Origin of the sequence: Rhodococcus sp. NPDC058521 (genome assembly GCF_042719695.1) — a bacterium.
Taxonomy (GTDB): domain Bacteria; phylum Actinomycetota; class Actinomycetes; order Mycobacteriales; family Mycobacteriaceae; genus Rhodococcus_F.
In genome coordinates this window covers 1-10766 of the sequence record NZ_JBHXNL010000021.1, presented here as the reverse complement: position 1 = coordinate 10766, position 10766 = coordinate 1, and the positions used below count along the sequence as shown (strand labels likewise).

Here is a 10766-nt window from a genome sequence, read left to right as displayed (position 1 = left end):
CCGCTCACGGGTCTCCTGATCGAACTTTCGTGGTGCAGCCATTCCGTCATTCTCCTGGTGAGATCACGATCTCCACCAGACCCAGGACGGTTCAAATTGCCTGAAGTCGTTACTATCCCGTTCCCAAGTTGTAAATCGTTCAGACATTCGCTCCAGGCCAGCCGCGCCGGACAGTCCCTGCAGCTCTACCTTGGGGCGGTAAATGACCTTGAGTGACGGGATATCATGCCGACCACGGCTTCCTCGTGCTGCATGAGGTAGTGGTGTCCCCCTGGGAATGCATGTACGGCTACTCCAAGAGTGGTCGCGTCGCCCCATGCTTCAAGTTCGGATAGAGAACAAGTGTGGTCGCTATCGCCCCCTAGCGCGACGATCGGGGTGCGAAGAGGGGTGAGATGGCGGGGCCGGTGGCCATTAAGCAATCTCAAGTCCGAGCGAAGTGGAGGGAGGATCAACGGCCACAACTTTGGTAGGTCATAGACCCCCGCGGTGTCACCCCCCAGCTGGCGAAGAGCAGCAATCAAGTCCTCGTCACCAAGCAGGTGGTTGGTCTCCCCTGGCCGGCGATGTGGCGCGGTGCGGCCCGATACAAACAGCGCATCAGCCGGGTAGGCGAGGTCGCGTTCCATCCGCACGGCTACCTCGTATGCAACCGCCGACCCCATACTGTGCCCAAACAGTACGATAGGCAGGTCAGTCAGATCGGCGATTTCCGCAGTTAACGCGTCCGCCATCTGATTCATATCCTCGATGCACGGCTCCGATATGCGGTCTTGCCTTCCCGGATATTGGACGACTACCGTCTCGGTGCCAGCGGGCAACAGTTGAGGCCACCTCGAGAATGTCCCCGCTGTACCACCAGCGTGCGGGAAACACACCACCCGCCGTAGCAATTCTCCTTCGTTCGTTATGTGACGTCGTAGCCACCGCTTCATCGATGACCCCTCATTCCCCGACCGCGGTGGCGGCGCTATGCACGGCTACAGGCAACCACGCAGGCCTGATCACTTCATAGTCTGCGATGGCATCCAAATGACGCAGACTGACACCGATGTGGTCCAAGCCCTCAAGTAGGCGCCACCTGGTGTAATCATCAATAGAGAACGTCAGAACTATCGTACCGGCACGAACCGTTCGATCGCCCAGGTCGACTTCCAATTCCAGTCCAGGATGCTCTTCGAGTTCCGCCCATAGCCATTCCACATCCTCGTGGGACATCTGGGCTGCGAGAAGCCCGGATTTTCCGGCGTTACCACGGAATATGTCGGCAAACCGTGGGGCAATGACGACGCGGAATCCGTAGTCAGCGAGCGCCCATACTGCGTGTTCACGCGAGGACCCTGTCCCGAAGTCAGGGCCAGCTACCAGCACGCTCCCCTCGTCGTACGGACCCACATTCAGAATAAATGACTGATCGGTTCGCCAGCTGGCAAATAGCCCGTCTTCGAATCCCGTACGAGAGACTCGCTTCAGGTACTCAGCGGGAACTATCTGATCGGTGTCGACATTGGACCGCCGCAGTGGCACGCCGATCCCTCGATGCGAACGAAACGGTTTCATCGAATCAAGCACCTACCTCTAGCTTGTCTAGATCTGCTGGCGAAGAGAGGGAACCGCGCACCGCTGTCGCAGCGGCAACGGCGGGTGATACCAGATGTGTGCGCCCTCCTCGTCCCTGACGACCCTCAAAGTTTCGGTTCGACGTCGACGCTGCGCGCTCCCCCGGGACGAGCTTGTCGGGGTTCATTGCGAGGCACATTGAACAACCAGCTTGCCGCCAGTCCGCTCCCGCGTTTACAAACACCTCCCCTAAACCTTCCTCGTCCGCTTGTGCTCGAACACGCATCGAACCCGGCACCACCAACATTCGGACGCCTTCCGCCACTCTTCGTCCTTCGAGTACCCGCGCTACCTCCCGCAAATCCTCAATGCGGCCGTTCGTGCACGATCCAACGAAGACGGTTTGAACATAGACTTCCCGTAAGGGCGTCCCCGGCTCTAAGCCCATGTACTCCAACGCCTTTTGAGCATTCAATCGTTCTTCCTCATCGATCATGCAGTCGGGGTTTGGCACCTCGCTCGTGAGGGGCAATCCCTGGCCGGGGTTCGTTCCCCACGTTACGAAGGGCGCGAGGGCGGATGCATCGACGTGCACTTCTCTATCGAACACAGCCCCCTCGTCGGTATGCAGGTCGTTCCATGCAGAGATGGCATCGGCCCAATCCTTCCCTCGGGGGGCGTGGCGGCGATCCCTAAGATATGAATAGGTCGTTTCATCGGGGGCAATCAGACCTGCTCGCGCACCGGCCTCAATTGTCATGTTGCACACAGTCATACGCGACTCCATCGACATGGCGCGGATGGCTTCACCGCGGTACTCAATTACATACCCCTGGCCGCCGCCAGTTCCGATCTGCGCAATCACCGCCAAAACCAGGTCCTTGCTAGTTACGCCCGCCGGCAGGGTGCCGTCGACAGTGACTGCCATAGTCTCGAACGGCTTCAAAGACAAGGTTTGCGTGGCAAGAACATGTTCAACCTCGCTGGTGCCGATTCCCATCGCAAGTGCACCAAAGGCACCGTGGGTAGAAGTGTGACTATCTCCGCAAACGATCGTCATTCCGGGTTGAGTCAGACCGAGTTGCGGCCCAACTACATGAACGATTCCTTGCTCGAAGTCACCCATTGAGTACAGGCGGACCCCATACTCTTGGCAATTCCGCCGCAGAGTCTCGACTTGGGTTCTTGACACGGGGTCAGCGATCGGTTTGTCGATGTCGACTGTCGGGACATTGTGATCCTCGGTGGCCAATGTCAGGTCTGGCCGTCGAACCTGCCGATCAGAGATTTTCAGCCCCTCGAAGGCTTGAGCACTGGTCACCTCGTGCACGAGATGCAGGTCAATGTAGATCAGGTCTGGCTCTCGATCGACTCCCTCCCCTTTGCCTTGAACGACGACATGGGAGTCCCAGAGCTTCTGAGCCAAGGTACGTGGTTTACCGGTCAAAGCCTTGTCCTCTCTATGCTGAACTCGCTGCCACGCTGCTCGCAATACGATCGCCCACCTTCACTGTCTGAATAGGCTCATCCCCCGCGCGGCAACGCATCTCCTCTTCGAGCGCTTGGGAAATTCGCTTCGCCGCACCGTCCCGTCCAAGATGCTCAAGTAGCATTCCAAGAGAACGAATGGTCGCGACGGGATCGGCTTTACACTGCCCAGCGATGTCTGGCGCACTACCGTGCACCGGCTCGAACATGCTCGGATTGATACGGGAAGCGTCGATATTTCCGCTTGCCGCCAAGCCGATACCGCCACTGATTGCGGCCGCAAGATCGGTGACGATGTCACCAAACAGATTGTCCGTCACCACCACGTCGAACTTCGTTGGGTCACTGACCAAATGAATCATCGCCGCATCCACATGTTGATAGGTAACTGTCACATCTTCGTAGCCCCTTGCAACTTCATCGACAACCCGTTGCCAGAGCGATCCGGCGAAGGTCAGAACATTCGTCTTATGCACCAGGGTCAAACGCCCTGTTCTGGCCCGGGCGGCCTCAAAGGCGTAGCGCACCACCCGTTCTATACCGAACCGGGTGTTGGTGCTTGTCTCAATTGCTATCTCGTGCGGTGTGCCGATCCTCAGCGCTCCGCCCGTGCCCGTGTACGGCCCCTCCGTGCCCTCACGGATCACAAGCAGATCCATTGAGGGGTTACCTGTGAGGGGGCCAACTACGCCGGGGTCGAGTTTCGACGGACGGAGGTTGACGTGGTGATCCAGTTCAAATCTCGTTCTCAGCAGCAGTTCCCGCTCCAGGATCCCAGGTGCAACATCCGGGTGCCCTATTGCACCGAGCAGTATTGCATCATGTTGACGCAGCTCTTCCAATACTGAGTTCGGCAGAGTCTCTGCAGTTTTCAGGTAACGCGCCCCACCAATATCATAGAGGGTGCGCTCAGTGTTCGGCGCAACCACATCCAACACTTTCAAAGCTTCGCTTACAACTTCTGGACCGATCCCATCTCCCGGTATTACAGCAATTTTCATGGCTCCACCTCTCCTGGCTCCACGTCAATCTGCAGGCTCATGACGGCAACGAACGTCCCGTCGTGACGTCGATATAGTCAGGTACCTCGTCGTGCCTATCTCCCACCGAAACGGTTCCAGAGGCTTCGATCATCAAGACTGAAGCTCCAGTGGGTGCCATTGGCTTGTGTTCGGTTCCTTTGGGCACCACAAAAACGGCCCCTTTTGCCATACTCACCGTCCTCTCTGAGCCTGGTGAGTCGCGCAAGGCGATCTCCAGTTCCCCGGCGAGCACCATAAAGAACTCGTCCGTGCTGTCGTGTGCGTGCCATACGTACTCTCCAAGGAACTTGGCAACACGAGCGTCATGTGCGTTGAAGGTTGCAGCAACATGCGGACTCCACAACTCATCGAACTGGCCCAAGGCTGCTTCCAAGTTCACGGGCAACTGATCAGTCATGAAGCGATCCTGGCAAACGTCGGCACACCTTGGAAAGCCCGCATACCTGATCATTTTTCGCTCCTTTCTCCAGCCTGAACACCTCAGGACAGCGACGGGACGGAGACATGCCACGACACAACATGATGGTTGTACGACATCGCGAAAGCCGAGCGCCGCGATACTTCAGCGGAGCAACACGAGGAAGGTCCCCAGATGACGTCAGTCGCAGACCAAGCGATCCTCAACCTAAACAGGCCTGAGATTCAGCAACCGTCAGGACAGCCTTGGTGGAATCGTCAGAAGGGCTCGTCGATGCCCTTCGGCCGCTACGCAAACCTGCACAACAATCCTGCAGACCTCAGGCCCAGCCCGTGGGCGACACCAACCATCGACCGTGCGCCACTGTGGAGTTCGGTGGATCTACGCGATGGAAACCAGGCTCTCCCGAATCCAATGGATTGGCAGCGGAAGACTCGCATGTTCGATCTTCTCGTACGGTTGGGATTCAAGGATATAGAGGTTGGATATCCTTCCGCTAGTCAGGCCGATTTCGATTTTGTCCGATCGCTCATCCAGGATGATCTAATCCCTGACGATGTGACTATTGCTGTCTTTACTCCAGCACGACCAGAGCTGATTGAGCGAACGTTTGAGGCCATACAGGGTGCCGACCAAGCAGTCGTGCACCTCTGTAACGCAACCGCGTGTTTGTGGCGCGAGGTAGTCTTCGGCATGTCCGCCAATGAGGTACGACATATGGCAGACAGCTCTGCTGTGCAAATGATGCGTCTCGCAGATCGCCTCAGCTCATCGAATATTCGGTTCGAGTATTCACTTGAAACCTTTAATGTGACCGAGCCGGGTTTCGCGCTTGAAGTTTCAAACTCGGTAGCTTCCATCTTTGAGGCCTCTGTCGACCGTCCCCTTATCTTGAATCTCCCCACGACTGTCGAGACGGACTATCCCAATGTCTTCGCCAACCAAGTGGAGTGGATGAACCGAAACCTGGCAAATCGCGAATCCATCATTCTGTCCGTGCATCCACACAACGATCGCGGGACGGCAGTTGCCTCCGCGGAAATGGCACTGATGAGTGGAGCCGACCGGGTTGAAGGGACCCTTTTCGGAAGCGGCGAGCGAACAGGCAACGTATGCCTTGCCACCCTGGCGCTCAACCTCTTCAGCCGCGGGGTGGACCCGCAGCTAGACTTCTCTGAGATCGATCAGGTGCGCAGTACCGTGGAAGAGTGTAATCAGATGCCAATAGGCCAAAGACACCCTTACGCAGGAGATCTCGTCTACACCGCTTTCTCGGGGACACACCAGGATGCAATCGCAAAGGGAATGGCTTCGCTCCAGAAAGAAGCAGACACCAACTCAGTGGACGTTCGGGACGTTCCATGGAACGTCCCATACCTACCAATTGATCCGAAGGATGTGGGGCGAAGCTACCAATCACTTGTCAGGCTCAATAGTCAGTCAGGGAAAGGTGGTATCGCTCATGTACTCCGAACAGAGCACGGCCTTCACCTCCCTAAGTCGCTCCAACGAGACTTCGCCAGGGTAGTACAACGATTCGTTGACAGGAGCGGGGTAGAACTCGACACCACCCGCTTATGGAACGTCTTCTGCGAAGAGTACATAGACCGTGACAGTCCGCTGCTGTTCAAGGAGTTTCATGCGGAAGAGAGCGGTTCGACCGTATCGATTAACGTCGTGGCAGCTGGTTCTGATGGCAGCGAGATAGAGATCCGAGGGGCGGGAAGGGATGTTTCGTCCGCCATGGTGAACGGCCTTGAGGGTGTCGGCTACCCAATCGAGCTCGTCGAATCCACCACTCATGTTGTCGCCGATTCCCAGGGAGAACGGTCGGTCGCATACACAGAGGTGCTGATCGACACCGCTCGTTCATATGGGGTCGGTATTGACGACAGCGATATAGCAGCGGAGCTGCGGTCGGTGCTGAGCGCATTGAACCGCGCACTGAACGGCGCCACCGACTAGACCGCCCTAATTCCCCACTCCAACGAGGAGACCGCAATGCCACTAAATGGCTTATCCGTCCAACTTCCAACCCGTCCCCTTGTTCACCTGGAGTTCGAGCATCACGCTGCAACCGACCCTGACAAAACGGCATTGACCTGCGGCGACGTCGAGATTACCTACGGCGATCTCAACGCTGAAGCGAATACCATGGCGCACCGGCTTATTGGTAAGGGCATCGGGCCAGGTGCATTGGTTGGGCTGTGTATTGATCGCACACCGAACCTAATTGTGAGCATTCTGGCAGTGCTTAAGGCCGGCGCTGCATATGTTCCTCTCGATACCAGTTACCCACCCGCACGAATCCAAATGATGGTCCATCAGCTACCTCGAATGAAACTCGTCATCACTACCGAGGACGATCAGGGTCCACTCGGATCGAACTGCCCAGAAAAGCTGCTGTTCTTTCGCCGCGACCTGAACGGCCGAACGACCACGGCTGAACTCGGCAATCCAACTTCGGCGGTCACGCCCGACGACTTGTGCTACGTGGTCTTCACCTCAGGATCCACCGGTACGCCTAAGGCGGTAGCTGTTCAGCATCGTGGCTGGTACAACCTGTTGAACTGGCTCGTCTTGGAATATGGGCTTGATCAGGGGTCAGCCAATTTGGTCGTTAGTTCTTTCGGGTTTGACATCACCCAACGCAGCATAATGACTCCGCTATTCTCAGGGGCTGCACTCCACCTCCTCCCCAGCCGAAGCTTCGACCCAGCCATGGCTTACCGCCTAATCGACGAGTTGCGGGTGCAGACACTGCACTGCACACCTAGCACCCTGTATCTACTTGTAGATCGCGAGGCCGCTCGGGGCAGTCACGTACTCGCGAACCTGAAGTTTGTATTCATCGGAGGCGAAGCGCTGACGCCATCACGCGTCGCGGCGTGGGCTATGCAGCCTCACAACACATGCCAACTCCTGCATCAATACGGTGTCTCCGAGTGCACCGATGTAGCAGCCTCACACGCAATGCTCGACTACCCCAAGTATTTGTCTGGAAGCACGCCCGTGGGTCAGCCCGTCTACAACACGACCATCCATATCCTTGATGAGCACTTAGATGAAGTTGGTCCTGGACAAGTTGGCGAGGTCTGCATTTCTGGACTCAGTTTGGGGGCAGGATATTTGAACGCGTCTGACGATGCCGCCAAACGATTTACCAAGATCGTCTTCGACTGCAAATCAGTGGATGTGTACAGGACCGGCGACCGTGGCATGGTCACCTCGGATGGGTTAGTCATAGTCGGACGGATAGACGCGCAAGTAAAGATCCGCGGCCACCGTATCGATCTCGGTGATGTTGATCAGGCAGTGCGACGCAGTGAAGGGGTTCGGGACGCCGCCGTAGTCGCAGTGCCCAACGAAGCAAACGAACTGCAGCTGCTTGCCTACGTCATCACTAACTCAGACTTCGATAAGCGCTTACTGCGTGAGCAGCTTCTTGCGGCTGTGCCAAAAGCCATGGTGCCGATCGACTTCATCGCCGTTGATGAGTTTCCTATGAGCCCCAACAACAAGGTCGATCGAAAGGCGCTGGCTAACATGCCAGCGTCCGTGAGTGCCTAGTCAACCCAGAAAAGAAGGAGTGAGTTCGCAATGACCAAAGCCTCTATCGGACCGACGTCGCGGATCGCCGACAACGCAGTTGTGCCCAATGACATCAAGGATGAGATTGAGCAATTCACACGCGATGGGTTCCTCGGCCCTATCAAACTGTATGAGCCGGAGGAAGCAGAAGAGCTGATTCGCCAGATTCGTATCCGCAACTTCGACGGCTCCAAGGCTCTCTACCAAAACAGTGTGAACTATGATCGTCACTTTGACATCCCTGAACTCTCACGGCATATCAACCACCCCACCATCGTCAAATATCTGGCTGCGATCCTCGGGCCAGACATCCTGTCGTGGCGTACCGAGTGGTTCCCGAAGTTTCCGGGCGCTAAGGCAACCGAGTGGCATCAGGTACGTGACTACAGCTATGCCAATGGCACTCCTCAACTGGAGCCAACCGAGTCCGACTGGAATGCATTTATCGACATCACCGTGTGGACCACGTTCACACCGGCGACTAAGGACACCGCATGCATGCGTTTCGTCAAGGGTTCGCACCGCCATCGAATCTTCGATGAGCACCAGCCAACTTCAGCCGGCCGTAGCGACGACTATGATGTAGCACACGCAGAGACTGGCTTCTTCGGCTACGACTTCTCCGACTTCAAGATCGACTCCGACTGGGAGCCTGCGCCCGAGGACGTCGTCGAGCTTGAGATGAATCCTGGTGAAGCGGTAATTTTCACCGCTTCGTGTGTGCACGGTTCCCTTCCGAACAACACCGAACGTGAGACACGATTTGCAATTGCGGGTCGGTACGTTCCGACGCATGTTCGGGTGTATCCGAATCAGGACAGTTTCACAGCGCATGGCGCATCCTTTGACCTGGCCGACTACGGGAGCGTACTGGTCTCAGGTGAGAACCAATACACGCACAACCGAATTCGGTCGGAGAATAACCATGGAGAGCCGTTCTCCTTTTGAACCCCCCAGTCGGCAATCTCCGAACCCTCATGAAGGAGCAGACCTATGATCTCAAAGACTATCCATGACATCTGGAGTCGCGAGCTGCAGCTCGACAACTTCTCCGACACCGATGATTTCTTCTCCCTCGGCGGTCATTCATTAATCATGGCAAGAATTCAAGATGCGATCATTGCCGAATACGGCATTGAGGTGCCAATGGACGAACTGTTTCGGAAACCCACCGTGGCCTCGATCTCTGCACATCTGGAATCTCTAGAACGGACTGCATAGCAGTCCCGCCGTGCGAGAGGGAACTCTCGCACGGCGGGACAACGTCAACACTGATTGGGAGAGATACACGTGCGTCTGTCTGACCACGGCGAGACGATGTCGGCGGTATCGGGGATCCGGCGCATACTGGCAGATATCGCCTCTGCTACGGGCCCGAACAGCATGGGGTGGCTCAACCTCGGGGCCGGTAATCCGGCGCAAATTCCAGGTGTCCTCCGGATGTGGATGGACCTGACGCATAATGCAGTCGATTCCGACTTCGCCACGCTCAGTGCCGCCTACGGCCCATCTCGAGGGACCGACACCCTCGTCGAGGCCATCACCGAATACTTCGCTAGCCGATATGGTTGGCCCATCAGTCCTGAGAATGTTCTTGTTGGGCCCGGGGCTCAACTGCTCGCCTTCGCTGCCACCACGGTTTTCACTGGCCGAACTGGGGGCGAGCAAAGGTCACTCGTTCTGCCCTCAATGCCCGATTACACTGGATATCACGGCCTCAGGCTTGAGGCTGAGGGGGTGGTCGGCATTCCACCTCGGATAGTTGCATTGAGCAACAACCGATTTCGCTACGAGGTGGATGTAGCGGCCGTACGTAAGCAGCGGTCCATGGGGGCGATGTTGCTGTCAAATCCACGTAACCCGACCGGTGGCAGCCTTACCCAGTACGAGCTCGACGCCTTGATTGCAGTCGCCGAGGAGCGTGAGGTTCCATTGATCGTAGACAATGCGTACGGCGCTCCGTTTCCTGGTGTCGCTGGTACGGACGTGGTTCCGGCATGGAACTCACAAGTGGTGAACTGCTTTACGTTCTCGAAGGCCGGGATACCTGGCGAAAGGGTCGGGTTCGTGATCGGTTCCGCCGAGATCATTGCCCCGATGAGTTCGTTCGTGTCGAATACCGTCTTGCACGCTTCACAGCTGATCCAGTCGACTACTGCCACAGCGCTCCGCGACAGGCATCTAGATAGAGTTGTTGATCTGGAGCTCCGGCCGCACTATCTGCATAAGAGGGCGTTCGCCGAACAGATCTTGCGCGATGTTTTGGGGGACGAATTCACCTGGTATCTCCATGTCAGTGATGGCGGAATGTTTTGCTGGTTGTGGATTGATGAGCAGTGGTTCCGATGCAGCGCCCTCTACGACATTCTCAAGCTCCTGAAGGTATGCATCGTCCCTGGAGACAGCTTCTTCATCATGGATGCGGTTACACCGGAACTCGGGCGCCATGCAGAACAGTGCGTCCGCTTGAGTCTGAGCGCTGACACGCACACGATCTCGGCTGGGGTGAGTCGTATAGGCGAGGCGTTGCGGAGGATGCGCTCCGACTTCGAACGCCCGGCCTGACTTGCACAGGTTGAAGGCGGTTGCCGGATCCGGTTTATGTTTGTGCTGGTAGCGCGATTGCGGGTCGGCCGATCGGGGCACTAATCGGTCGGTAGGATCGC

10 protein-coding genes are annotated in these 10766 nt (G+C 56.9%); 5 read left to right on the top strand and 5 right to left on the bottom strand.

Annotated elements, in window-relative coordinates; all coding sequences use genetic code 11:
- Positions 1 to 185 precede the first annotated feature (185 nt).
- From ACFWO3_RS21530 to ACFWO3_RS21510, 5 genes are read right to left on the bottom strand one after another with little or no spacing between them, the layout of a single operon-like run.
- Positions 186 to 935, bottom strand: a complete 750-nt coding sequence (locus ACFWO3_RS21530; protein WP_378581633.1) for a thioesterase II family protein — start codon at positions 933 to 935, stop codon at positions 186 to 188.
- Between the two features lie 10 nt (positions 936 to 945).
- Positions 946 to 1560, bottom strand: coding sequence for a 3-isopropylmalate dehydratase small subunit (gene leuD, locus ACFWO3_RS21525; RefSeq protein WP_378581631.1), 615 nt, complete (start codon positions 1558 to 1560; stop codon positions 946 to 948).
- Between the two features lie 4 nt (positions 1561 to 1564).
- A complete protein-coding gene (gene leuC / locus ACFWO3_RS21520; protein WP_378581629.1) occupies positions 1565 to 3007 on the bottom strand; it encodes a 3-isopropylmalate dehydratase large subunit in 1443 nt (480 codons plus the stop codon).
- Between the two features lie 13 nt (positions 3008 to 3020).
- The gene (locus ACFWO3_RS21515) at positions 3021 to 4049 is read right to left on the bottom strand and encodes a 3-isopropylmalate dehydrogenase (protein WP_378581627.1); all 1029 of its coding nucleotides are present in this window, start codon (positions 4047 to 4049) and stop codon (positions 3021 to 3023) included.
- Between the two features lie 37 nt (positions 4050 to 4086).
- Complete coding sequence (locus ACFWO3_RS21510) at positions 4087 to 4488, bottom strand: cupin domain-containing protein (RefSeq protein WP_378581626.1); 402 nt, start codon at positions 4486 to 4488, stop codon at positions 4087 to 4089.
- A gap of 195 nt (positions 4489 to 4683) precedes the next feature.
- Between ACFWO3_RS21510 and ACFWO3_RS21505 the strand changes: the two genes are divergently transcribed.
- The 5 genes from ACFWO3_RS21505 to ACFWO3_RS21485 all read left to right on the top strand — a co-directional run bounded on the left by ACFWO3_RS21505 (position 4684) and on the right by ACFWO3_RS21485 (position 10665).
- Positions 4684 to 6474 (top strand): 2-isopropylmalate synthase, encoded by a 1791-nt coding sequence (locus ACFWO3_RS21505; protein WP_378581624.1) that lies wholly within the window; start codon positions 4684 to 4686, stop codon positions 6472 to 6474.
- A 36-nt stretch (positions 6475 to 6510) separates the two neighbouring features.
- Positions 6511 to 8079, top strand: a complete 1569-nt coding sequence (locus ACFWO3_RS21500) for an amino acid adenylation domain-containing protein (RefSeq protein WP_378581623.1) — start codon at positions 6511 to 6513, stop codon at positions 8077 to 8079.
- Between the two features lie 30 nt (positions 8080 to 8109).
- Positions 8110 to 9048, top strand: coding sequence for a chlorinating enzyme (locus ACFWO3_RS21495; RefSeq protein WP_378581604.1), 939 nt, complete (start codon positions 8110 to 8112; stop codon positions 9046 to 9048).
- A 45-nt stretch (positions 9049 to 9093) separates the two neighbouring features.
- Positions 9094 to 9321, top strand: coding sequence for an acyl carrier protein (locus ACFWO3_RS21490; protein WP_378581602.1), 228 nt, complete (start codon positions 9094 to 9096; stop codon positions 9319 to 9321).
- A gap of 69 nt (positions 9322 to 9390) precedes the next feature.
- Positions 9391 to 10665: an aminotransferase class I/II-fold pyridoxal phosphate-dependent enzyme gene (locus ACFWO3_RS21485; RefSeq protein ID WP_378581600.1), complete on the top strand. Its 1275-nt coding sequence runs from the start codon at positions 9391 to 9393 to the stop codon at positions 10663 to 10665.
- The last annotated feature ends 101 nt before the right edge of the window (positions 10666 to 10766 follow it).